At 72.4% G+C, this 24275-nt stretch carries 18 protein-coding genes; 11 read left to right on the top strand and 7 right to left on the bottom strand.

Translation table 11 applies throughout. From position 1 onward, the window contains the following. Positions 1-189: 189 nt before the first annotated feature. Both ACFCY7_RS24160 and ACFCY7_RS24155 read right to left on the bottom strand, forming a co-directional pair. On the bottom strand, positions 190-381 hold the full coding sequence (locus ACFCY7_RS24160) for a hypothetical protein (protein WP_376488124.1): 192 nt from the start codon (positions 379-381) through the stop codon (positions 190-192). A 221-nt stretch (positions 382-602) separates the two neighbouring features. After that, a complete protein-coding gene (locus tag ACFCY7_RS24155) occupies positions 603-3749 on the bottom strand; it encodes a BTAD domain-containing putative transcriptional regulator (protein WP_376488123.1) in 3147 nt (1048 codons plus the stop codon). A 244-nt stretch (positions 3750-3993) separates the two neighbouring features. Between ACFCY7_RS24155 and ACFCY7_RS24150 the strand changes: the two genes are divergently transcribed. The 7 genes from ACFCY7_RS24150 (at position 3994) to ACFCY7_RS24120 (ending at position 13912) form a co-directional block, all read left to right on the top strand. Next, positions 3994-5211, top strand: a complete 1218-nt coding sequence (locus tag ACFCY7_RS24150; RefSeq protein ID WP_376488122.1) for an amidohydrolase family protein — start codon at positions 3994-3996, stop codon at positions 5209-5211. 81 nt (positions 5212-5292) lie between these two features. Further along, on the top strand, positions 5293-6213 hold the full coding sequence (locus tag ACFCY7_RS24145) for an LLM class F420-dependent oxidoreductase (RefSeq protein ID WP_376488125.1): 921 nt from the start codon (positions 5293-5295) through the stop codon (positions 6211-6213). Between the two features lie 14 nt (positions 6214-6227). Continuing rightward, positions 6228-6989 carry an SDR family NAD(P)-dependent oxidoreductase gene (locus ACFCY7_RS24140; protein WP_376488121.1) on the top strand — a complete coding sequence of 254 codons (762 nt, stop codon included), beginning with the start codon at positions 6228-6230 and terminating at the stop codon, positions 6987-6989. Positions 6990-7102: 113 nt separating this feature from the next. Next, on the top strand, positions 7103-8224 hold the full coding sequence (locus ACFCY7_RS24135) for an LLM class flavin-dependent oxidoreductase (protein WP_376488120.1): 1122 nt from the start codon (positions 7103-7105) through the stop codon (positions 8222-8224). A 699-nt stretch (positions 8225-8923) separates the two neighbouring features. Then, positions 8924-10657: an amidohydrolase family protein gene (locus ACFCY7_RS24130; protein WP_376488119.1), complete on the top strand. Its 1734-nt coding sequence runs from the start codon at positions 8924-8926 to the stop codon at positions 10655-10657. Continuing rightward, a complete protein-coding gene (locus tag ACFCY7_RS24125; protein ID WP_376488118.1) occupies positions 10654-12108 on the top strand; it encodes an aldehyde dehydrogenase family protein in 1455 nt (484 codons plus the stop codon). Before ACFCY7_RS24130 ends, ACFCY7_RS24125 begins: the two co-directional genes overlap by 4 nt. Positions 12109-12346: 238 nt before the next feature. Further along, positions 12347-13912, top strand: coding sequence for an APC family permease (locus ACFCY7_RS24120; RefSeq protein WP_376488117.1), 1566 nt, complete (start codon positions 12347-12349; stop codon positions 13910-13912). A 146-nt stretch (positions 13913-14058) separates the two neighbouring features. Here ACFCY7_RS24120 and ACFCY7_RS24115 read toward each other — a convergent pair whose 3' ends face one another. The 4 genes from ACFCY7_RS24115 to ACFCY7_RS24100 all read right to left on the bottom strand — a co-directional run bounded on the left by ACFCY7_RS24115 (position 14059) and on the right by ACFCY7_RS24100 (position 16332). Next, positions 14059-14274, bottom strand: coding sequence for a hypothetical protein (locus tag ACFCY7_RS24115; protein WP_376488116.1), 216 nt, complete (start codon positions 14272-14274; stop codon positions 14059-14061). A 49-nt stretch (positions 14275-14323) separates the two neighbouring features. Continuing rightward, positions 14324-14782, bottom strand: coding sequence for a carboxymuconolactone decarboxylase family protein (locus ACFCY7_RS24110; protein WP_376488115.1), 459 nt, complete (start codon positions 14780-14782; stop codon positions 14324-14326). An 87-nt stretch (positions 14783-14869) separates the two neighbouring features. Further along, on the bottom strand, positions 14870-15349 hold the full coding sequence (locus tag ACFCY7_RS24105) for a carboxymuconolactone decarboxylase family protein (RefSeq protein WP_376488114.1): 480 nt from the start codon (positions 15347-15349) through the stop codon (positions 14870-14872). A gap of 113 nt (positions 15350-15462) precedes the next feature. Then, complete coding sequence (locus tag ACFCY7_RS24100; RefSeq protein ID WP_376488113.1) at positions 15463-16332, bottom strand: GNAT family N-acetyltransferase; 870 nt, start codon at positions 16330-16332, stop codon at positions 15463-15465. Between the two features lie 113 nt (positions 16333-16445). Between ACFCY7_RS24100 and ACFCY7_RS24095 the strand changes: the two genes are divergently transcribed. From ACFCY7_RS24095 to ACFCY7_RS24080, 4 genes are all read left to right on the top strand, one after another. Continuing rightward, positions 16446-17105 (top strand): hypothetical protein, encoded by a 660-nt coding sequence (locus ACFCY7_RS24095; protein ID WP_376488112.1) that lies wholly within the window; start codon positions 16446-16448, stop codon positions 17103-17105. 224 nt (positions 17106-17329) lie between these two features. After that, positions 17330-18160, top strand: coding sequence for a TIGR03619 family F420-dependent LLM class oxidoreductase (locus ACFCY7_RS24090; protein ID WP_376488111.1), 831 nt, complete (start codon positions 17330-17332; stop codon positions 18158-18160). 95 nt (positions 18161-18255) lie between these two features. Further along, the gene (locus tag ACFCY7_RS24085) at positions 18256-20838 is read left to right on the top strand and encodes a bifunctional FO biosynthesis protein CofGH (RefSeq protein ID WP_376488110.1); all 2583 of its coding nucleotides are present in this window, start codon (positions 18256-18258) and stop codon (positions 20836-20838) included. A gap of 535 nt (positions 20839-21373) precedes the next feature. Beyond that, the gene (locus ACFCY7_RS24080) at positions 21374-22552 is read left to right on the top strand and encodes an ADP-ribosylglycohydrolase family protein (RefSeq protein ID WP_376488109.1); all 1179 of its coding nucleotides are present in this window, start codon (positions 21374-21376) and stop codon (positions 22550-22552) included. Positions 22553-22636: 84 nt separating this feature from the next. On the opposite strand, the gene ACFCY7_RS24075 is transcribed toward ACFCY7_RS24080, so the two are convergent. After that, complete coding sequence (locus ACFCY7_RS24075; RefSeq protein WP_376488108.1) at positions 22637-24193, bottom strand: sodium:solute symporter family protein; 1557 nt, start codon at positions 24191-24193, stop codon at positions 22637-22639. Positions 24194-24275: the final 82 nt, after the last annotated feature.

Here is a 24275-nt window from a genome sequence, read left to right as displayed (position 1 = left end):
GGCAGATGCCCGGCCCCTCTTGGCGGTGGTCCGATCGCGTTGCGCACGGGCCCTGCCCGGACGGATCCCCCCTGGTTCCGTCGGGTGTCCCCCGAGTCCGTGTGCTCCCCCGTCGACCGGACCTCCATGGTCGGCCCCGGCGACTCCCCCGATGGCGCCGCCGCGGCCGTTCTCCCCGTCGGGAATGGTCTACTTGGCCGGCTCCGAGGTGATGTGCAGGTTGTCGGTGGAGGCGCCGTCGCCGAGCACCTTGTCGGCGATGGCGTCGGCCGGCTCGGAGGTGATGTGCAGGTTCTTCGTGCCGATCTGGCCGGTCTCGGTACCCGTGATGTGCAGGTTGTCCGGCTCGGTGACCGGGTTGGTGGCGTCGATGTCGCCCATGGCGTTCCCCTCCTGATGGGTGCTGCGGGTGCTGGTGGGTGGAGCCCGTCCGGCTGTTCCCCCGTGGACGGTCGGACGGGCCCCTCGGGGTCGCTCACCCTAATGCGTGCGGGTGATGACCTCACCGGCGACCCGCCTGCCCCCCGACGCGACGGATCGTTGAGGACAACTGTGCCCGGGGGCGATAAACGAATGATGAACGCCCCTCGGGGGCCCGGGCGTCAGGCGGCGGTGGCGGGCGCGAGCAGCGCCCTGACCTCGGCCGCTTCCGGGGCCGACAACTCCTCGTAGATGTCGAGGGCTTCCTGCCAGCAGACCTGGGCGCGTCCCGACTGGCCGATGTTGTGCAGTGCCCGGCCGAGGACGGTCAGGACGTTGCCGCGCCGCCAGTCGCCGCCGATGCCCCTGAGGACCGTGAGGGCCTTCTCCGCGCCGGCGGCGGCGGCGCCGTACCGGCGAGCCGCGATGTCCACCTCGGCGATGCGGAACAACGTCATGCCCTCCCAGAGCCGCTGACGGCTGTCCACGAAGACGCAGAGCGCCTCCCGGAGCTGCTCCCCGGCGGCTGCGAGCTCTCCGCTCTCCGTGAGGGCGAGCCCGAGGGCGTAGCGACCGTTGGCCCCCTTCAGGGCGTGGCCCATCTCGTCGTACATCTCCGCCCCTTGCCGGGCCATGCGGACGGCGTCGGAGCGGCGGCCCGCCGCCAGGTGGATGCGGGACAGGTTGCAGAGCGCCGCGGCCTCGCCGGCCCGGTCCTCGGCCGCCCGGAACCCGGCGATGGCCAGGGTCAGGTGGCCGTCCGCGTCCTCGTAGCGGGCCTGGTAGTGGGCGATGGCCCCCCTGGCGTTCAGCGCCCAGCAGATGGGGAGCGGGTCCTCCACGGAACGCGCCATGTGGATGACGACGTCGGCTTCCTTGTCCGCCTGCTCGAACCGGCCCTGGTAGTGGTGGACGTACGCCAGGGTGTTGGCGGCACGGGCCTCGGCCCGTACGTCGCCCGCCACCCGAGCCGCCTCCCGCAGGACCGTCGCGACGGCCTCGTACTCCTTGGAGTTGGCGCCCGACTCCGCCAGGTCAAGGGACGCCCACAGGAGGTCCACTCCCCGGCGCAGGGTCGCCGGGGACGAGGCGGACTGGCGGACGGTGGCGAGGAGGGAGTTGGCCTCGGCGTAGAGCCAGTCCTGGGCGGCGTGGCGTTCGGTGAAGGTGAGGCCGTCGTGGGTGGTGGGTTCGAGGTGGTCGACGAGGCGGTCGCCGGGGCGTTCGATGGCGTAGACCCGGGCGGCGGTCGAGAGGTAGAAGTCGAGGAGGCGGGAGAGGGCGGCCTCCTTCTCGGAGGGGGGCTGCTCGTCGCGGTCGGCGCACGCACGCGCGTAGAGGCGGACGAGGTCGTGGTAGCGGTAGCGGCCGGGGGCGGCCGATTCGAGGAGCGACGTGTCGACGAGGGCTTCGAGGAGGTCCTCGGTGTCCCAGGCCGGGAGGTCGAGGACCGCCGCGGCCGCCGCGAGGGAGATGTCGGGTCCGTCGGCGAGGCCGAGGAGGCGGAAGGCGCGGGCCTGGGCGGGTTCGAGCTGGCCGTAGCCGAGTTCGAAGGTGGCCTTGACGGCGAGGTCGCCGGCCTGGAGCTCGTCGAGGCGGCGGCGCTCGTCGGCGAGCTTGGCGGCGAGGACGGAGACGGTCCAGGTGCGGCGGGCCGCGAGGCGTGACGCGGCGATGCGGATCGCGAGGGGGAGGAAGCCGCAGGCGGCGACGACGTCGAGCGCGGCCTCCCGCTCGGATCCGACCCGCTCCTCGCCGACGATCCTGGTGAAGAGCTGGAGCGCCTCCTCCGGGGACATCACGTCCAGGTCCACGAGGTGCGCGCCCGCCAGGTCGACCATCCGGATCCGGCTGGTGACGAGGGCCGCGCAGCCCGCGGTGCCGGGCAGCAGCGGGCGGATCTGGGCGGCGTCCCGCGCGTTGTCGAGGAGGACGAGGACCCGGCGTCCGTCGAGCGTCGAGCGGTAGAGCGCGGCCCGGTCGTCGAGGGAGTCGGGGATGGCGGAGTCGGCGGTGCCGAGGGCGCGGAGGAACGAGCCGAGGACCGTCTCGGGCGCGGCGGCGCGGTTGCCGGCGCCCTGGAGGTCGACGTACAGCTGGCCGTCGGGGAAGTGCGGGCGGGCCTCGTGGGCGACGTGCACGGCGAGCGTGGTCTTGCCGACGCCGCCGATGCCCGCGAGCGCGGAGACCGCCATGACGTGGCCCTCGGCGGTGGCGAGTCGGGCGCCGAGTTCCCGTACGAAGGAGGCGCGGCCGGTGAAGTCCGGAACCGTCGCGGGCAGTTGGGCGGGGCGGGCGACGGGTGCGGCGGCCGGGGCGGGCTCCTCGACCGGGCGGGCGAGTTCGGCGTCGGCCTGGAGGATGCGCTGCTGGAGCCGGGAGAGTTCGGGGGTGGGGTCGACGCCGAGTTCGTCGGCGAGGAGCCGGCGCGTGTCCGCGTACACGGCGAGCGCCTCGGCCTGCCGTCCGCTGCGGTAGAGGGCGAGCATGAGCAGTTCGCGGAGCCGCTCGCGCAGCGGGTGCGCGGCGGTCAGCGCGGTCAGCTCGGAGACGGCCTCCGCGTGCGCGCCGACCTCCAGGTCGATGTCCAGGCGGGTCTCCAGGAGCGTGAGCCGCCACTCCTCCAGGCGGGTCCGCTGCGTCTCGGCGTACGGCCCCGGCACGGAGGCCAGCACCTCGCCGTCCCACAGGTCGAGGGCCGCGGCCAGCCGCTCCCGGGCGCCCGCCCGGTCCCCGCCCGCCCGCAGCTTCTCCGCCTCGGCGGCCAGTTCCTGGGCGGTCGTGACGTCGAGTGCCGCGGCGGTGGTGCGGAGCGCGTATCCGCCGGACTCGCTGACCAGGACCTTCGGGTCGAGCGCCTTGCGCAGCCGGGAGGCGTACGTCCGTACCGCCGCGAGCGCCTGCGACGGCGGCTCCTCGCCCCACAGGGCGTCGATCAGCTCGTGGGCGGTGGCCGTCCGGCCGCCCCTCAGCAGGAGGGCGGCGAGCAGCGCCCGCTGCTGCGGCGACCCGGTGGGCACGGGCTCGCCGTCCCGCCACGCCCGTACGGGTCCGAGCACGCCGAAGCGGAGGAGCCCGGGGGCGCCGGAGCCCACCGCGGTGGAACCTGCGGCGGCACCGGCCACCGAGCCCGTGCCGGCCGCCGAGTCCGTCACCGCGTCCGTTCCCGTCCCGGCGCCCGTGCCCGTCACGGCGTCGTCGGCCGTCACGGTGTCCGTTCGTCCCGCGGCGGTGTCCGTTCCCGCGGCGGTGTCCGTGCCCGCGACGCCGGCCGCGCCCGTGCTCGGAGCCCGCTGCGCCGGAACTCGCGGCCCGTTCTCACGGTCCATCGCTCCCCCTGCCCTACCGCTGGTTTCGCCCAGGACAGTCTGCCTTGTCCGGAGCGGGTCCGTCAGCATCGGGTCGACCGTAGTGCGGCCGTAGTACGGCGGTGGTACGGCCTTGATACGGCTGGGGTGCGGGGGTCGTGCGCGCGTCGTGCGGCTGCCGTGCGGCTGTCGTGTGGGCGTTGTGAGGGGGCGTTCTGCGCCCCACTAGCTGACGGGTCGTCAGATCGGCGCTACCGTGAAACGCATGGAGACCTTCCCGAAGATCATCTCGGTGGACGACCACACCGTGGAGCCCCCGCACGTCTGGCGGGACCGGCTCCCGTCGCGGTACCACGACACCGGACCGAGGATCGTCCGCGCGCCGCTGAAGGAAATGACCTTCCTCGGCGGGAAGTTCGCCCCGGTCATGGGGGCGAAGGGCGACGAGGGGCCGATCGGCGACTGGTGGGTGTACGAGGACCTGCACCGGCCGCTCACCCGCCTCGACACCGCCGTCGGCTACGACCGCGACGAGATACGGCTCGAAGTCATCACGTACGAGCAGATGCGGCCCGGCTCGTACTCCGTGCCCGAGCGTCTGGCCGACATGGACGTCAACCACGTCCAGTCCGCGCTGTGCTTCCCGACGTTCCCCCGCTTCTGCGGGCAGACGTTCACCGAGGCGGGCGACCGGGAGCTCGGACTGCTCTGCGTCCGCGCGTACAACGACTGGATGGTCGAGGAGTGGTGCGGGCCGGAGGCGCGCGGCCGGCTCATCCCGCTCACGCTCATCCCGCTCTGGGACCCCGAGCTCGCCGCCGCCGAGGTGCGGCGCAACGCGGCGCGCGGGGTGCGGGCGGTGGCGTTCTCCGAGATCCCGCCGCACCTCGGGCTCCCCTCGGTCCACACGGACCACTGGGACCCGTTCTTCCGGGCGTGCGACGAGACCGGCACGGTCATCGCCATGCACATCGGCTCGTCGAGCCGGATGCCGTCCACCTCGGCGGACGCGCCGCCGGCCGTCGGCTCCACGATCACCTTCGCGAACTGCTGCTTCTCGATGGTCGACTGGCTGATGAGCGGCAAGTTCGAGCGCTTCCCGAACCTCCGGATCATGTACGCGGAGGGGCAGATCGGGTGGATCCCGTACATCCTGGAGCGCGCCGACGTCGTCTGGGAGGAGAACCGCGGCTGGGGCGGGGTCGCCGAGAAGGTGCTGCGCCCGCCGTCCGAGCTCTTCGCGGGCCACGTCTTCGGCTGCTTCTTCGACGACGCCTTCGGGCTGCGCAACCTCGACGCCATCGGCGCGGGCAACGTCCTGTACGAGACCGACTACCCGCACTCCGACTCCACCTGGCCCAAGTCCCGCGAGGTCGGCGAGGCCCAGATGGGGCACCTGGCCCCCGACGTCGTCGAGCGGATCGTGCGCGGCAACGCGATCGACCTGCTCGGACTGGCGCCGGACGGTCTCTGGCGTCCGTAACCCTTGTCTGATGAGCCGTCAGGTACGAGCATGACCCTCGTCCGCTCACACCTGACGGTACGTCAGATCAAGGGGGTTCCCATGGTCGTCTACGGGATGCAGCTGCCCGTCCAGTCGCAGTCCGGCCTCTACGCCGAACCGTGGGAGGCGGCCGCCGGCCCGGCGGACCTCCTCGCCGTGGCCCGCGCCGCCGAGGCGCACGGGTTCGACTACCTCGCGAGCTGCGACCACGTGGCCATCCCCCGGCGGCTGGCCGGGGCGATGAGCACCGTCTGGTACGACCCGGTGGCCACGCTGTCCTTCCTGGCGGCCGCCACCGAGCGGGTCCGGCTCCTCGCGCACGTGGCCGTCGTCGGACTGCGGCATCCGCTCGTCACGGCCAAGGCGTACGCGACGGTCGACCACCTCTCCGGCGGGCGGCTGGTCCTCGGGGTCGGCGCCGGGCACGTGCAGGAGGAGTTCGAGGCGCTCGGAGTGGACTTCGCGCGCCGGGGAGCCGTGCTCGACGAGACCCTCGACGCGCTGAGGGCGGCCCTGGGACCGGAGGAGTACCCCGAGCACCTGGGGGAGCGGTTCGCGTTCAAGGACCTCGGCCAGCTGCCCCGGCCCGCACAGGAGCGGGTCCCGCTCTGGGTGGGCGGGTCCTCGCCGGCCGCCGTGCGCCGGGCCGCGCTCAAGGGCGACGGCTGGCTGCCGCAGGGCGACCCGCGCGACAAGCTCGCCGGGCAGATCGCCCGACTGCGCGCGATCCGCGCCGAGGCGGGGATCGAGGAGCCGATCACGGTCGGCGCGATCACCGAGGCCCTGTACGTCGGCACGCCCGGCTGGGAGGTCGGCCGGCGGACCCTGAGCGGCCGGCCCGAGGAGCTCGCCGCCTCCCTGCGGGCGTACGGGGAGATGGGCGTCCACCAGATCCAGGTGCGGTTCCGGTCCCGGAGCCGCACCGAACTCATCGACCAGATGGCGGCCTTCGGCACGGAGGTCGCACCCCACCTGAACTGAGGAGCGTGGCAGGCATGGGCAAGCTCGACGGGCGGGTCGTCCTCGTCACCGGAGCGGCACGCGGGCAGGGCGAGCAGGAGGCGCGGCTCTTCGCCGCCGAGGGGGCGAAGGTCGTCCTCGGGGACGTCCTCGACGACGCCGGCGAGGCGCTGGCCAAGGAGCTGGGGGAGGAGCGGGCGGCCTTCGTCCACCTGGACGTGACCAGCGAGGAGGAGTGGGCGGCCGCCGTGGCCGTCGCCAAGGCCCGGTTCGGGAGGATCGACGGGCTCGTGAACAACGCCGGCATCCTCCGCTTCAACGAACTGCTCTCCACTCCCCTGGAGGAGTTCCAGGCGATCGTGTCGGTCAACCAGACCGGCTGCTTCCTCGGCATCCGCACGGTCGCGCCCGAGATCGCGGCGGCCGGCGGCGGCACCATCGTGAACACGGCCTCGTACACGGGGCTCACCGGCATGGCCGGGGTCGGGGCGTACGCGGCCTCCAAGCACGCCGTCCTCGGGCTCACCCGCGTCGCGGCCCTGGAACTCGCCGCGAAGGGAATCCGGGTGAACGCGGTCTGCCCGGGCGCCATCGACACCCCGATGAGCAACCCGGAGGGCGTGGACCCGGCGGCCACGGCCGAGCTCTACCGCAAGCTCGTCCCGCTCGGGCGGATCGGCCGCCCGGACGAGGTGGCGGCCCTGGCGCTCTTCCTGACCGGGGACGACTCGGCGTACATCACCGGGCAGCCGTTCGTGATCGACGGCGGCTGGCTGGCGGGCGTGAGCCTGTTCTGACTAGGCGTCAGGTATTGCGTCGCCGGGTATTGACCGCGCTCGCCCCGCGGTGCGACAGTCGGGCACATCACAGATCTGACGGATCGTCAGAAACAAGAGGACGGTGAACCCCCTTGGAATTCGGGATCTTCGTACAGGGATACGTCGGCAAGCGCGCCGAGACCGATCCCGAAGCCGAGCACAAGGCCCTCATGGAGGAGACCGAGTACGTCATCCAGGCGGACAAGTCCGGGTTCAAGTACGCCTGGGCCTCCGAGCACCACTTCCTGGAGGAGTACTCCCACCTCTCCGCCAACGACGTCTACCTCGGCTACCTCGCCCACGCCACCGAGCGCATCCACCTCGGCTCCGGCATCTTCAACCCCCTCGCCCCGGTCAACCACCCGGTCAAGGTCGCCGAGAAGGTCGCCATGCTCGACCACCTCTCCGCCGGCCGCTTCGAGTTCGGCTCCGGGCGCGGCGCGGGCTCCCACGAGATCCTCGGATTCATGCCGGGCATCACCGACATGAACCACACCAAGGAACTCTGGGAAGAGACCATCGCCGAGTTCCCCAAGATGTGGCTCCAGGACGAGTACGCCGGCTTCCAGGGCAAGCACTGGTCACTCCCGCCCCGCAAGGTCCTCCCCAAGCCGTACGGCAAGTCCCACCCCGCCATGTGGTACGCCGCCGGATCCCCCTCCTCGTACGCCATGGCCGCCAAGAAGGGCCTCGGCGTCCTCGGCTTCAGCGTCCAGAAGGTCTCCGACATGGAGTGGGTCGTCGAGTCCTACAAGACGGCGATCAAGGAAGCCAAGGCCATCGGCGACTTCGTCAACGACAACGTCATGGTGACGTCCACGGCCATCTGCGCCGAGACCCACGACAAGGCCGTCGAGATCGCCGTCGGCGGCGGACTCAACTACCTCCAGTCCCTCCTCTTCCGCTACCACGACACCTTCCCCCGGCCCGAAGGCGTCCCCGAGTGGCCCGAGCTCCTCCCCGAGTACTCCGCCGAGATCATCGAACTCCTCATCCAGGAAGAGCTCATGATCTGCGGCGACCCCTCCGAAGTCCTCGCCCAGTGCAAGCGCTGGGAGCAGGCCGGGGCCGACCAGCTCTCCTTCGGCCTCCCCATCGGCATCTCCTACGAGGACACCATGAACTCCATCAAACTCATCGGCGAACACGTCATCCCCAAGATCGACACCGACCCCATCCACCGCACCACCCGCTTCCGCCAATCCACCACCTGACCCCCCACCCCGGGCCGCCCCCGCACCCAGTGCCGCGGCCCCGCACCCCCGGGGGCTGCACCCGCACCCACGGGAGGCTGCACCCGCACCTCTACGGCCCGGGCCCGCACCCGCCGGGGCTGCCCCCGCACCCGCCTGCGCCCGTCGCCCACCGCCGTGTGGGCAATCGTCCCTCCCCCAGACTTCGTCCGGGGGTACCCCCAGGGCGGGACGGGTGGGCACACGGGACGGCGCCCTTGGCGGCGCCTCCGCCCCCTGCGCCTACCCGCACCCATAGCGCGACGCGCATCCGGTGCGGGTTCAGGCGCGGATGCCTAGGCCCGGCAAGGGGCGCCGTCCGTTGTGCCCACCCGTTCCGCCCCTGGCGGACGATTGCCCACAACGGGCGGGGCGTCGTCCGTTGTGTCCACCCGTTCCGCCCTGGGGGTCCCCCCGGACGAAGTCTGGGGGAGGAACGATTGCCCACAACGGGGTGGGCCCGGCCGGGCTTGTGCCCGCAACGGGCGGAGCTGGGCCGGCCGTTGGGGTCCGCGACGGGGTGGCGGCCCGATGGGGGCGGCCCGGATGGGGGGGATGGAGCGCGGGGCGGTGTCTTCCCGGATCGCCGCTGCCGCAGAGGCCCCGGCCGGAGGCCCCCCGCGGCGGCCTCCGGTCCGGGGCGCACGTACGTCCGCGTCCGACGCGAGGAGAGGGACCGTCATGCTGGACCACTTGATCAAGGGCGCCACCGTCGTCGACGGCACGGGCGGCCCGGCCTTCGTCGCCGACGTGGGGATAAGGGACGGGCGCATCACGTTCGCGGAGGCGGGCGCGGGCGCGGAGGCCCGGACGAGTGAGGACGCCACGGGCCTGGTGCTGGCGCCGGGCTTCGTCGATCCGCACACGCACTACGACGCCCAGCTGTTCTGGGACCCGTACGCGACGCCGTCGATGAACCACGGGGTGACGACGGTGGCGGGCGGGAACTGCGGGTTCACGCTGGCGCCGCTGCACCCGGACCGGCCGGAGGACGCCGATTACACGCGCAGGATGATGTCGAAGGTCGAGGGGATGGCCCTCAAGGCGCTGGAGGACGGCGTCGACTGGAGTTGGTCGTCGTTCGCCGAGTACCTGGACGCGCTCGACGGGCGGATCGCCGTCAACGCGGGCTTCATGGTGGGGCACTGCGCGCTGCGCCGGTACGTGATGGGCGCGGACGCCGTCGGCGGGCAGCCGACCGCCGAGCAGCTGGGGCAGATGGTGGCCCTGCTCAAGGAGGCCATGGAGGCGGGGGCGTGGGGGCTGTCCACCACGCAGTCCTCGACGCACTCGGACGGCGCCGGCGCGCCCGTCGCGTCCCGTCATGCCACGCCCGCGGAGCTGATCGCGCTGTCGAGGGCGGTGGGCGAGCACGAGGGCACGCAGTTGGAGGCGATCCTCGCGGGGTGTCTCGACCAGTTCTCGGACGAGGAGATCGAGCTGTTCGTCGAGATGACCGCCGCCGCGGGGCGGCCGCTCAACTGGAACGTGCTGACGATCGACGCGGCCGTGCCCGAGCGGGTCCCGCGCCAGCTGACGGCCTCGGAGCGGGCCCGCAAGTCGGGTGGCCGGATCGTGGCGCTGACGATGCCGATCCTCACGCCCATGAACATGTCGCTCGGCACGTTCTGCGCGCTCAACCTGATCCCGGGCTGGGGCGAGATCCTCGCCCTCCCCGTCCCCGAGCGGATCGCGAAGCTCCGTGACCCGGAGGTGCGGGCGGGGATGCTGCGGCGCGCGGACTCGAAGGAGGCGGGCGTCTTCCGGCGGCTGGCGCACTTCGACCGGTACGTCATCGGGGACACGTACAGCAGGGAGAACGAGGGGCTGACCGGCCGGGTGGTGCGGGACATCGCCGCCGAGCGCGGGCAGGACGCGTTCCAGTGCCTGGTCGAGATCTGCGCCAACGACGACCTGAGGACCGTGCTGTGGCCGATGCCCAGCGACAACGACCCGGCGTCGTGGGCGCTGCGCCGGGAGACGTGGGAGCACGAGGACGTGATGCTCGGCGGTTCGGACGCCGGCGCGCACCTGGACCGGATGTGCGGGGCGCCGTACACGACCCGTTTCCTCGGGGACTGTCTGCGCGGCCGGAAGCTGGTGCCGTTGGAGCGGGCGGTGAAGATGCTCAGCGACGATCCGGCCCGGCTGTTCGGTCTGCGGGAGCGGGGCCGTATAGCGGAGGGCTTCCACGCCGACCTGGTCCTCTTCGATCCGGAGCGGATCGACGCGGGCCCGGCGACGCTCGTGCACGACCTGCCGGGGGACAGCCCGCGGCTCGACTCGCGCGCGGTCGGCATCGTGTCGGTGCGGGTCAACGGCGTGGAGACCGTGCGGGACGACGAGGTGACCGGCGCGATCCCCGGGCGCGTGCTGCGCTCGGGCCGTGACACGAGGACGGTGAGCACCAGGTGAGGACCGAGAAGCTCTTCATCGGCGGCGAGTGGGTCGAGCCCGACGGCGGCCACTACGAGGTGGTCGACCCGGCCTCGGAGGAGGTCGTCGGCCTGGCGCCGGAGGCGAGCCGGCGGCAGGTGTACGAGGCGGCCGCCGCGGCCCGTGAGGCCTTCGCGTCCTGGTCCCGGACGAAGCCGGAGGAGCGGGCGGCGATCCTCGACCGGGCCGCGGACCTGATGGCGAGGGACGCCGAAGCGAACACGCTCCTCGCGCGGGCCGAGACCGGCGCCACCACCGGGACCGCGCGCGGGATGCAGGTCGCGGTCGGGTCCTCCCGCTTCCGGCGGTACGCGCGGGGCGCGATGGAGCCGGTCGAGCAGGCGCTGCCGCCGCAGGTCAACGAGGCCGGGCCGATGGGGAGGGCCGGGGTGTTCGGGGCGGTGGCGGTACGGCGCCCGGTCGGCGTGGTCACCTGCATCACCTCGTACAACAACCCCTGGGCCAATCCGGCCGGCAAGATCGCCCCGGCGCTCGCGATGGGCAACACGGTCCTCGTGAAGCCGGCCCCGCAGGACCCGCTCTCCGTGTACGCGATGACCCGGGCCTTGGCGGAGGCCGGGGTCCCGGCGGGGGTCGTGAACGTCGTCACGGGCTCGGCGCAGGCGGTGGGCGAGGCGGCCGTCGACTCCCCGGACGTCGACATGGTGTCGTTCACCGGTTCCACGGCCGTCGGGCAGGCGATCGGCGAGGTCTGCGGCCGCTCGCTCAAGCGGCAGCTGATGGAGCTGGGCGGGAAGGGCGCCGCGCTCGTCTTCGACGACGCCGACCTGGACGCGGCGGTGATGGGCATCGGGACGACGTTCTCCTTCTACAGCGGGCAGATCTGCACGGCTCCGACGCGGGTGCTCGCGCAGCGCGGGATCTACGAGCGGCTGATCGAGAAGCTGACCGGCTATCTGGCCTTCATGAAGGTGGGGGACCCGGCGGCGCAGGGCACGGTCGTCGGCCCGGTGATCTCGGCCGCCCACCGCGACCGGGTGGAGTCGTACGTCGAGCTGGGGCGGAAGGAGGGGGCCCGGGTCGTCGTCGGCGGAGAGCGTCCCGACTTCGCCCGGGGCTTCTACGTGGCCCCGACGCTCCTCGCGGACTGCACGAACGAGATGCGGGTGGTGCGGGAGGAGATCTTCGGCCCGGTCGTCGTGGTCGTCCCCTTCGACGACGAGGAGGAGGGGATCGCGCTGGCCAACGACAGCGACTACGGCCTGATCGACTACGTGTGGTCCGGCGACGTCGCCCGCGCTTTCCGCATCGCGGCCCTGCTGCGGGCCGGCGGGGTGGGCGTGAACACGATCGGACGGAACATGGAGGCGCCGTTCGGAGGGTTCAAGAAGAGCGGTGTCGGGCGGGACGTGGGCTCGTACGCCCTGCACGCGTACAGCGAGCTGCAGGCGGTCGTCTGGCCGGGGTGAGAAGCCTCTCGAAAGTTCCACGGGAAAATTTCAAACCGGACATTCGGGGCATGACTACGGTTCCCGCATATCGGACACCCGGCGACGGACCTACCAGTTGGTCGGTCCGTCGCGGTGGTCGATCTTTCAATCATTGGTGATGGTCCGCTTCAACCCGTCCAATGCAAGGCGATGATCGATCAAATGAGCGGACTCCGATCTTCCGGATGTGGAAACCGCAGCATTTAACGTCGAGTTCATGACTCAGGTGGATGACCGGCCCCGGGCCGGGGACACGGTAAGGGGCGTCGACGTCCCGGGCGGCACCCCCGCTGTGCGCACCAAGGGCCTCGGCGGGAACTCCGTCGGCCTCCTCGGCAGCGCCGTCATCGGCATCTCGACCGTCGCCCCCGTGTACTGCCTGACCTCGACCCTCGGCTCCACGGCCGGCGAGGTCGGCCTGCAGATGCCCGCCATCTTCCTCGCGGGCTTCCTCCCGATGCTCCTCGTCGCCTTCGCGTACCGGGAGCTCAACAAGGTCATGCCCGACTGCGGCACCTCGTTCACCTGGACCGTGAAGGCCTTCGGGCCCAAGATCGGCTGGATGTGCGGCTGGGGCCTGGTCATCGCGACGATCATCGTGCTGTCCAACCTGGCCGGCGTCGCGACCTCCTACTTCTGGCTCCTCGCGGGCGAGATCACCGGCAGCGACTCCGTCGCCGCCCTGGACGACAACAAGGCCGTCCACATCCTCACCTGCCTGGCGCTCATCGCCATCGCCACCGCGATCAGCTACCGCGGCATGACCGCCACCAAGGGCCTCCAGTACACCCTCGTCGGCCTCCAGCTCGTCGTCCTCGCGCTGTTCGTGGTGATGGCCCTGTCGAAGGCCGGCTCCTTCGAGACCTCGGTCGACTTCTCCTGGTCCTGGATGAACCCCTTCGCGGTGCAGTCCTTCGCGGCCTTCACCGCCGGACTCTCGCTGTCGATCTTCATGTACTGGGGCTGGGACGCCTGCATGGCGTCCAACGAGGAGACCACCGGCAGCGCGAAGACCCCCGGCCGCGCCGCGCTCATCGCGATGGTCGTCCTGGTCGGCTCGTACCTCGCCACCGGCATCGCCGCCCAGATGGTCGTCGGCTCCGGCGACCAGGGCCTCGGCCTCGCCAACCCGAAGACCTCCGACAACGTCTTCGCCGCCCTCGCGGGCCCCGTCATGGGCCCCACGCTCGGCATCCTGCTCTTCGTCGCCGTCCTCGCCTCGGCGGCCGCGAGCCTCCAGACGACCTTCATCCCGGTCGCCCGCACGGTGCTCGCGATGTCCACGTACGAGGCGCTGCCCAAGTCCTTCACCAAGGTCCACCCGGTCTTCAAGACCCCCGGCAAGGCCACCGTCGTCGCCGGCGTCGCCACCGGCGCCTTCTACACCGTGATGACCCTGGTCAGCGAGCACGTCCTGGTCGACACCATCTACGCGCTCGGCCTGATGATCTGCTTCTACTACGCCCTGACGGCCTTCGCCTGCGTCTGGTACTTCCGCGGCGAGCTCTTCCGCTCGGCCCGCGACCTCGCCTTCAAGGGCGTCCTTCCGGCGCTCGGCGGCCTCATGCTCACCGCCGTCTTCGGCAAGACGCTGTACGACATGTGGGACCCGGCCTACGGCTCCGGCTCCTCCGTCCTCGGCGTCGGCTCGGTCTTCGTGATCGCCGTCGGCCTGCTGCTCCTCGGCGTCGTGATCATGCTGGTCATGCAGCGCCGGAGCCCGGCCTTCTTCCGCGGCGAGGTCCTGACGAAGGAGACCCCGTCGCTGGTCGTCGCCGACTGACGGCGCACCACTGACTTCCGAGTCACCCGAAAACGCGAAGGCGGCGGGCCCGTGGGGGGTCCCGTCGCCTTCGTTCGTTTCTCGCGCAGCGCTGTTTCTGTTGCCGCGGCTGTCGCTGCCGTTGTCGCCGCCGCTATGGCTGCCGCTCAGTGGTGACCGGGAAGCAGCCGTTCCACCGCCGCGTTGGCGGGCGGGAGGTCCGGGGTGCCGGCCGGCTTCGCCTTGGGGGTCAGGACGCCGCTGAGCGGGACGACGGACGGCAGGTTCATCCCGCCGGTGTCGGCGGCGGCGGTACCGGCGGCGGAGACGGCGCCCGCCGCGGCGAGACAGGACAGGGCGGCTGCGGTGAGGATCCTCTTCATGCCCGCACCAACGCGGACGCCCTGGATCCGGTTACTGTCGCGGCGCGACCTACCAGGACTGGCCGGCCGGCTGCTTGGTCGTCGCGTTGAGCCGGTTGAAGAGGTTCGTGACCCCGAGCCACGCCACGATCTGGGCGAGCTGCTGCTCGTTGTAGTGGCGCGCGGCCTCCTCCCACACCGCGTCCGGCACGGCGTCCGGACGGTCCGCGAGCCGCGTCGCGTGCTCGGCGAGGGCCAGGGCCGCCCGCTCCGCGTCGGTGAAGTACGGGGTCTCCCGCCAGGCCGCCACGGCGTGCAGCCGCTCGTCGGTCTCGCCGTCCTTCTGCGCCTTCTGCGCTCCGCCGACCACGCAGAACCCGCAGTTGTTGATCTGGCTGGCCCGCAGGTGGATCAGGTCCAGCGTGCTGGAGGGGACGTCGCTGCCCGACTGGACGGCCTTGATCAGCTGGAAGATCGCGGGGCCGACGTCGGACAGGACGACGGCGGGGTTCGGCATACGAGCGGCCATGGTGAGCTCCTTGGAATGTGTACGGGTACGGGTACGGCTGAGGGGTACGGAGTGCGGGGAAGCGGCGCCGGGGTGGCCGGGTGCCGGTTACGGGGCCACGGGGACCACGCCGGCCGGCTGCCGGACGGTGACGTTGAGCCGGTTGAAGAGGTTGGTGACGCCGACGGTCAGCACGATCGAGGCGAGCTGCTTCTCGTCGAAGTGGTCGGCGGCCTCGTCCCAGACCTCGTCCGGCACGGCGTCCGAGGCGTCGGCGAGCCGGGTCGCGGCCTCGGCGAGCGCGAGGGCCGCGCGCTCCTCGTCGGAGAAGAACGGCGCCTCGCGCCAGGCGGCGACGGCGAACAGCTTCTCGTCGCTGACGCCGGCCTTCTTCGCGCTCTTCGCGCCGAAGTCGACGCAGAAGCCGCAGTTGTTGATCTGGCTGGCCCGCAGGTGCACGAGCTCGAGGATGGACTCGTCGACCCCGCCCTGCCGGGAGGCCTTCACCAGGTTCATGATCGCCGGAGCGGCGTCGGCCAGGACGTAGGCGGGGTTCGTCATGCGGGCCTTGGGCTCGTGCAGCGCCATGGTGATCGCTCCTCAGCGTCTCTCGTTCGTCGCTTTCACTGCACTGACGGAGCGCGCGAGGAGGATGTGACAGCTCGGGAGAACTTTTTCCGAAGAAATTTTTCGCGGACCGGTCACAAAGCGCTGACCTGCGATGACGCCTCCGAGGTCGTCTCCGGATTCGCCGTGGAGCCCGCCTCCGAGCCCGCGTCCGAGCCCGCCTCCGAGCCCGCGTCGGCGCCCGCATCGGCGCCCGCTTCCGTCTCCGCCTCCGCGATGAGGGCGGTGGCGATCGTGCGGAAGCCCAGCCGGCCGTAGATCCGGGCCACGTCCGCGTCCGAGGCCGACAGGAACACGAGGTCCGTGCCCTGGGCGCGGGCGTCCGCGACGAGGGCGGCCGTGACCGCGAGGGCGAGGCCGCGCCGCTGCGCCGCCGGGACGGTGCCGACGCCGACGACCTCGGAGACCGGGCCGACGGGCTGGTGCTGGCCGGCCGAGAGGGCGTGGCCCGAGGAGTCGAGGGCCGCGGCGAGCCGGGTGAGCCCGGCCGTGATCCGGTGGGCGACCCGGTCGGCGGCGCCGGGCATCGGCGGCATGCCGAAGGCCGCGAACGGGGCGGCGACGGCCGTCTCCAGGGCGGTGTCGTCCGCGCCGACCATCCGTACGGTCACGCCCTCGGGCGCCGGCACGTCGAGCCCGTCGCCCTCCAGGACCATCAGCGGGTGCTCGTGCACGGTGAGCCCGGTCGCCTCGACGGCGGCCCGCAGCCCCGGCGTCGTCTCCGCCACCCACTCGAACGCCTCGGGCACCCCCAGCTCCCGCTGCCGCGCCCGTACGGCCTCCACCGCCTCGACGGCCACCTCGCCCTCGTGCCCGAGCGTCGGGCGCGCGTAGTAGGGCCACCCGTCGCCCGCCTGGACGAAGAGGGTGAGCGGCCCGAAGTCCTCGGCGCGGGAGGAGGGGCGGGTGACGGCGTCGTAGTACGCCTCGATTCGCTTCAGCACCCGGTCACGGTAGGGGGCGACGGCGGAACGCGCAGGCGGATTTCGGGTGGACCGGCGGGAACCGAGCGATGGCATGATCCCGTCACGTAGTGCAGGGGGACAGAGGGGGAGCCATGAGCCGTACGACGCACACCTGCCCGGGCTGCGACCGCGAGGACCTGGTGCAGGCCGTGCCCGCCGTGTACCTCGCGGGCCGGAACGCCGTCACCAGCCGGGAACGCGACAGCGACGGCGACATGCGGACCGTGACGCGGACGGTGAGCACCGGCCTCTCCGACGCCCTCGCGCCGGTGCCCAAGCCGCCGATGTACACGATCGGCTGCCTCGGCCTCTTCGCCACGGTCGTCGCCGTCGGCACCTTCGTCGGCGGGGCCCTCGCCGGCAAGTGGTTCGCGGACGAGCCCGCGAGCGAGCCCTCAGGACTCCCCGACTGGCAGCTGCTGCCGCCGACCGCGTCCGCCGAACCCCCGCCGTCGTACGCGTTCCTCGGCTGGATCTCGGCGTTCGCCCTGGTCGCAGCCGTCCTCGTGTTCGTCGTGATGGCACGGCGCCGGTCCGCGTTCGCCCGGATCACCCGCCGCCGCCACCACGCCGAGGAACTCTGGTCGCGCGGCTGGTACTGCCACCGCTGCGGCACCGTCCACTTCGAGGGCGTCCCCGGCGAGGACCGCACCCCGCTCACCCTCCAGCGCTTCCGCGAGAAGGTCTGGGAACACGGCGGCTACGGCGACCTCGCGGGGCACCAGCGCGCCGTCGACCCGGCCCGTCCGTGACGTTCGGCGTCGACCCGGGTCCGTCCGCGACGTTCAGCGTCGACCCGGGTCCGTCCGCGACGCCCGGCGTCGACCCGGCCCGCCCGTGACGTTCGGCGTCGCCCGGGCCCGCCCGTGACGCCCGGCACGTCACGGCCCTCGGGGCGACCGGCACCTCGTGGTCCTCGGGACGACGGCACGTCGTGGCCCTCGGAATTCGCGGCCCCACGCCCTACCGTGCGGCTATGCGGATCTCGACCACGATCTTCCTGACCGACGAGACCATCACCCCGGTACGGCTGGCGCGCGAGCTCGAAGAGCGCGGGTTCGCCGGGCTCTACCTGCCCGAGCACACCCACATCCCGGTCGAACGGGCCACGCCCTACCCGGCGGGCGGCGAACTTCCCCGGGAGTACGCCCGCCTGCTCGACCCGTACGTGGCGCTCGGCCAGGCCGCCGCCGTCACCGAACGGCTCGGCCTCGGCACCGGCGTCACGCTGCTCGCCGAGCACGACCCGATCGCCCTCGCCAAGCAGATCGCCACCCTCGACCACCTCTCCGGCGGACGCTTCACCCTCGGCCTCGGCTACGGCTGGAACCGGGAGGAGGCGGCCGACCACGGCGTCGACTGGTCCACCCGCCGGGGCCTCACCCACGACCGGCTGAACCTCATGCGGGCCCTGTGGGCGCCGGTACCCACGGCGTACGAGGCCGCGTCCGGCGACTCCGTACGCGCGTCGGAGGCCTGGCCCAAGCCGGCCGGCGGCGCGCCCCGCATCCTCCTGGGCGGCGCGGCGGGCCCCAGACTCTTCGCCCGGATCGCCGAGAGCGCGGACGGCTGGATGCCGATCGGCGGCCGGGGCCTGACGGAGTCCCTCCCGGTGCTGCGCGCGGCCTGGGAGGCGGCGGGCCGTGACCCGAAGTCCCTCCGGCTCGTCCCGTACGCCGTCCTCCCCAACCCGGGCAAACTCGACCACTACGCCGAACTCGGCTGCGAGGAGGTCGTCCTCCAGCTGCCGCCGGGGGACGAACCCGAGGTCCTGCGCACCCTCGACGCGTACGCCCGGTACCTCTGATGGGGCGGGGAGGGGCGGCCGACGAGGCAGGAGAGCGACCCGCCTCCTGGGAAGACTCGAACATCCACCGCCCCACCCGCTCGTATGCTCGGTTCATGACTGATCACCAGGCAGCCCGCCCCACCGAGAACGCCATGCGACGCGCCCTCAAGCGGGCCAGGGACGGGGTCGCGCTCGACGTGACCGAGGCCGCCGTGCTGCTGCGGGCACGCGGCGACGACCTGACGGACCTGGTGGCCTCGGCGGGACGGGTGCGCGACGCCGGCCTGGAGGCGGCCGGGCGTCCCGGAGTCATCACGTACTCGAAGAGCGTGTTCATACCCCTCACCCGGCTCTGCCGGGACAAGTGCCACTACTGCACCTTCGTGACCGTCCCCGGGAAGCTCCGCCGGGACGGCCACGGGATGTTCATGTCGCCGGACGAGGTCCTCGACATCGCCCGCCGCGGGGCGGAACTCGGCTGCAAGGAAGCCCTGATCACCCTCGGCGACAAGCCCGAGGACCGCTGGCCCGAGGCCCGCGAGTGGCTCGACGCGCACGGGTACGACGACACCATCGCGTACGTGCGCGCCATGGCCATCCGCATCCTGGAGGAGACGGGGCTGCTGCCCCACCTCAACCCCGGCGTGCTGTCCTGGACCGACTTCCAGCGCCTCAAGCCGGTCGCGCCGTCCATGGGCATGATGCTGGAGACGACCGCGACCCGGCTGTGGTCGGAGCCCGGCGGCCCCCACTACGGGTCCCCCGACAAGGAGCCGGCGGTGCGCCTGCGGGTCCTGGAGGACGCCGGCCGGTCCTCCGTCCCCTTCACCTCGGGGCTGCTGCTCGGCATCGGGGAGACCCTGGAGGAGCGGGCCGAGTCGCTGTTCGCGCTGCGGCGCGTGGCCCGTGCGTACCACTCGATCCAGGAACTGATCATCCAGAACTTCCGCGCCAAGCCGGACACGGCGATGCGCGGCATGCCCGACGCCGAACTCGACGACCTGGTCGCCACCGTCGCCGTCGCCCGGCTCATCATGGGGCCCTCCGCCTGCCTCCAGGCCCCGCCGAACCTCGTCGACTCCGAGTACGAGCGGCTCATCACCGCCGGCATCGACGACTGGGGCGGCGTCTCGCCGCTCACCATCGACCACGTCAACCCCGAGCGCCCCTGGCCCAGGATCGAGGAGCTCGCCGCCCGGTCCGCCGACGCCGGCTTCGAACTGCGCGAACGGCTCTGCGTCTACCCCGAGTTCGTCACCCGGGGTGAACCCTGGCTCGACCCCCGGCTCCTCCCGCACGTACGGGCCCTCGCCGACCCCGAGACCGGACTCGCGAACCCCGAGGCGCCCGTGCGCGGCCTGCCCTGGCAGGAGCCCGACGAGGCGTTCACCGCCGTCGGCCGCACCGACCTGCACCGCACCATCGACACCACCGGCCGCACCCACGACCGCCGCGACGACTTCGACGAGGTCTACGGCGACTGGGAGTCGCTGCGCGAGGCCGCCGCACCCGGCATGGTCCCCGAACGGGTCGACGCCGACGTCCGCGAGGCCCTCGCCGTCGCCGCCGACGACCCGACGAAGCTCACCGACGCCCAGGCACTCGCCCTGCTGCACGCCGACGGGCCCGCACTCGACGCGCTCTGCGCGGTCGCGGACGACGTACGGAAGTCGGTCTCCGGCGACGACGTGACGTACATCGTCACCCGGAACATCAACTTCACCAACGTCTGCTACACCGGCTGCCGCTTCTGCGCCTTCGCCCAGCGGCGCACCGACGCCGACGCCTACACCCTCTCCCTCGACCAGGTCGCCGACCGCGCCGAACAGGCCTGGGACGTCGGCGCCGTCGAGGTCTGCATGCAGGGCGGCATCCACCCCGACCTCCCCGGCACCGCCTACTTCGACATCGCGCGCGCGGTGAAGAAGCGCGTCCCCGGCATGCACGTCCACGCCTTCTCCCCGATGGAGGTCGTCAACGGCGCCACCCGCACCGGCCTCTCCATCCGCGAATGGCTCACGGCCGCCAAGGAGGCCGGACTCGACTCCATCCCCGGCACCGCCGCCGAGATCCTCGACGACGAGGTCCGCTGGGTCCTCACCAAGGGCAAGCTCCCCACCGCCACCTGGATCGAGGTCATCACCACCGCCCACGAACTGGGCATCCGCTCCTCCTCCACCATGATGTACGGCCACGTCGACCAGCCCCGCCACTGGCTCGGCCACTTCCGCACCCTCTCCCGCATCCAGCAGGAGACCGGCGGCTTCACCGAGTTCGTGACGCTCCCCTTCATCCACACCAACGCCCCCGTCTACCTCGCCGGCATCGCCCGTCCCGGCCCCACCACCCGCGACAACCGCGCCGTCATCGCCATGGCCCGCCTCCTCCTCCACCCCCACATCCCCAACATCCAGACCAGCTGGGTCAAGCTCGGCACCGACGGCGCCGCCGAGATGCTCCGCTCCGGCGCGAACGACCTCGGCGGGACCCTCATGGAAGAGACCATCTCCCGCATGGCCGGCTCCAGTTACGGTTCCTACCGCTCCATCCGCGACCTCGAGGCCATCGCCGCCGCCGCCGGTCGCCCCGCCAAGCCCCGCACCACCCTCTACGGCACCGTCCCCCCCGAACGCCAACACACCGCCCGAGCCTCCGACGGCCACCTCCCCGAACTCCTCCCCCTCATCCAGGACTAACCCCCGAGTCCCCGCCCCCACCCCGTTGTGGGCAGTCGTTCCTCCCCCAGACTTCGTCCGGGGGCCCCAGGGCGGAACGGGTGGGCACAACGGACGACGCCCCGCCCGTTGTGGGCAATCGTCCGCCAGGGGCGGAACGGGTGGGCACAACGGACGGCGCCCCGTGCCGGGCCTAGGCTTCCGTGCCTGAACCCGCACCGCGTGCGCGTCGCGCTATGGGTGCGGGTAGGTGCAGGGGGCGGGGGCGCCGTCGAGGGCGCCGTCCCGTGTGCCCACCCGTCCCGCCCTGGGGGTACCCCCGGACGAAGTCTGGGGGAGGGACGATTGCCCACACGGCGGGTGCCGAGGGTGGCGGCGGGTGCGGGTGCAGCCCGCACCGGCGACGGCGGCGCCCCCGCCAAGGGGGAAGGTGGTCAAAAGGGGTCTGAAGGGCGTCCGATCACATAAGGTTCCGGCCCGGAATCGTGCGTACCCGGTCGATTACAGTGCGGCAAAGGAACTTGGCCAGCGAACCGCCGACCGGGGGAGGGCACGCGTGGCGACGACAGCCGCAGCCGTGTGGGGCCGTGCAGAGCAGCAGGACTTCCGTTCCCGGGTGAGGGGCTGTCTGCTGGGCGGGGCGGTGGGCGACGCACTGGGGGCGGGGACCGGGGAGACCCCCGGACCTGACGGACTCGCGAGGGCGGCGGCCGAGCAGATCGCCACACCAGACGCCGCACCGAACGCCGCCCCGATCCCCGCACCGATGGTCGCCCCGATCCCCGCCCCCACGACCACCCCCGGCCCCCGCGGCACCGTCACGGCCGCGACCCAGATGAGCCTCTTCACGGTGGACGGCCTGATCCGCGCCCAGGTGCGCCGGGACGTGGGGGCCTGGCATCCGCCGACGGACGTCCACCGGGCGCATCTGCGCTGGGCGGCCACCCAGCGCGACTGGGGGCCGGACGAGCGCCGCAAGGACAACGGGTGGTTGGCGCGGGAGGAGTGGTTGTACGCGCGGAGGAACCCGCCCCGGGCCTGCCTCACGGGTCTCGGTGACGAGCGCCTGGGGACGGTGGAGAGGCCGAAGAACCCGGATGCGGCCGATGCGGGCGCGCTGGTGCGCTCGGCGCCGTTCGGGCTGCTGGTGGGGTGGGAGCCGCAGTTGGTGTGCCAGTTGGCGGTGGAGTGCGCGGCGCAGACGCACGGCGCTCCGGCGGCGATGCTGGCGGCGGGCGCGTTCGCCGTCACGGTCCATGGGCTGGCGCGGGGCGCGTCCTTGGAGGCGGCGGTGGGCCGGGCCGTGGAGCTGGTGGCGGCGCGCCCGGGGCACGAGCCGGTGACCGAGGCGTTGGGCCGGGCGGTCGGAGCCGTACGGGAGGGGGCGCCGGACGCGAAGCGGGTGGCGGCGCTCGGGGCCGGCGGGGACGGGGCGGAGGGGCAGTTGGCGGCGGCCGTCTACTGCGCGCTCGTCGGCGAGGACGTACGGCACGGGCTGCGGCTCGCGGTGGGCCACGACGGTCCGTCGGCGGTGACCGGCGCGCTCACGGGCGCGCTGCTGGGCGCCCTGCACGGCGAGACGGCCCTCCCGCCGGCCTGGCTGGCCGAACTGGAGGGCCGTGCGACCGTCCTCGCCCTCGCGGACGACTTCTCGATGGAGATGACGCAGGGCGCCGCCCTGCACGGGCCGACGGAGTCCTCGCCGGGTTGGCTGGCCCGCTACCCGAGGGCCTGACGAAGCCCGTCGCGGCCGCGGTCCTGGCCCGCCGGTCGCCGAGGGCCTGAAGCAGCCGTCGCGCGTCGTCCCGTGGTCGTTTCGCTACGCCAGTGGCCGGTCGGTGCGGGGCCGGTCGGCCTCTTCGTCGCGTCCCTGGATGGGGAGGGCGACCGCTGTCCCGCCGTCCGAGCCGATGCGGTCGAGCAGTGCGTCCCGCTCGGGGGTGTCCTCCGGCTTGGCGTGGCCGATGAGGACGTAGAGGACGAGGGAGGTGGCGAGGGGGGAGACGATCTGGATCTGGAGTTCGACGCCGTCGAGGCCGTAGTTGGTGAGCCAGAAGACGAAGAGGCCGGCGGCCCAGGAGACGAGGGCGGCGGTGGGGCCGGACTTCCGGAAGGTGCGGAGCAGGCCGAGCATGAAGGGGATGGCGATGGGGCCCATGAGGCCGGCCACCCACTTGATGACGACGGTGATGATGTCCTTGAAGGTGGGGGAGTTGACCTGGGTGGCGACGGCCATGGACAGGCCGAGGAAGGCGATCGTCGACCAGCGCGCGGCGAGCAGTCCGGCCCGCTGGGTCCAGCTCCGCGCGGCCTTGCTGAGGACGGGGGCGATGTCGCGGGTGAAGACGGCCGCGATGGCGTTGGCGTCGGAGGAGCACATGGCCATGGTGTGGGAGAAGAAGCCGACGACGACGAGGCCGAGGAGGCCGTGCGGCAGGAGTTGTTCGGTCATGAGGGCGTACGCGTCGGAGCCGTCGGGCTTCTTCGGGTCGACGAGCAGCGGCGCGCACCACATGGGGAAGAAGAGGACGAGCGGCCAGACGAACCAGAGGGCGGCGGAGAGCCGGCCGGAGCGGGTGGCTTCGCGGGCGGACGGGGTGGCCATGTAGCGCTGGGCCTGGTTCCACATGCCGCCGCTGTACTCGAAGGTCTTGATGAAGAGGTACGCGAGGAGGAAGGTCAGCGTGTACGGGCCGGCCGTCGGCGCGGTGTGGCCCTGGAGTTCGGGCCGGTCCCACACGGTCCACAGGGCGTTGATCCCGCCGAGCTTGCCGAGGACGGCGACGAGCATCGCGATGCCGGCGAGGAGTTGGATGACGAACTGGCCGAGTTCGGTGAGGGCGTCGGCCCAGAGTCCGCCGACGGTGCAGTAGACGCCGGTGACGACGCCGGTGATGAGGATGCCCTGGTTGAGGGAGATGCCGGTGAAGACGGAGAGCAGGGTGGCGATGGCGGCCCATTTGGCGCCGACGTCGACGATCTTCAGGAGGACGCCGGACCAGGCGAGGGCCTGCTGGGTGGGGAGGTTGTAGCGGTCCTTGAGGTATTCGAGGGGGGAGGCGACGCGGAGGCGGGAGCGCAGCCGGTTGAGCCGGGGCGCGAAGAGGTGGGCGCCGATCGCGATGCCGATGGCGATGGGGAAGGACCAGGTCACGTAGGAGGTGACGCCGTAGGTGTAGGCGATGCCCGCGTATCCGGTGAACATCACGGCGCTGTAGCCCGACATGTGGTGCGAGATGCCGGAGAGCCACCAGGGCATCCGGCCGCCGGCGGTGAAGAAGTCGGAGACCGTGTCCACGCGCTTGTGGGACCAGATCCCGATCGCGACCATCACGCCGAAGTACCCGATGAGCACGACCCAGTCGAGACTGTTCATTGCGCCCCTCCATGAGATCCGGTCAGTCTTCTGAACGCGGTTCATCGTGTGGGGAGTTGTGAGGGCGCGACAATGCAACGGA

Source organism: Streptomyces sp. NPDC056361 (assembly GCF_042262805.1).
In the GTDB taxonomy this organism is placed as follows: Bacteria; Actinomycetota; Actinomycetes; order Streptomycetales; family Streptomycetaceae; genus Streptomyces.
This window is presented reverse-complemented; position numbering and strand designations above follow the sequence as displayed.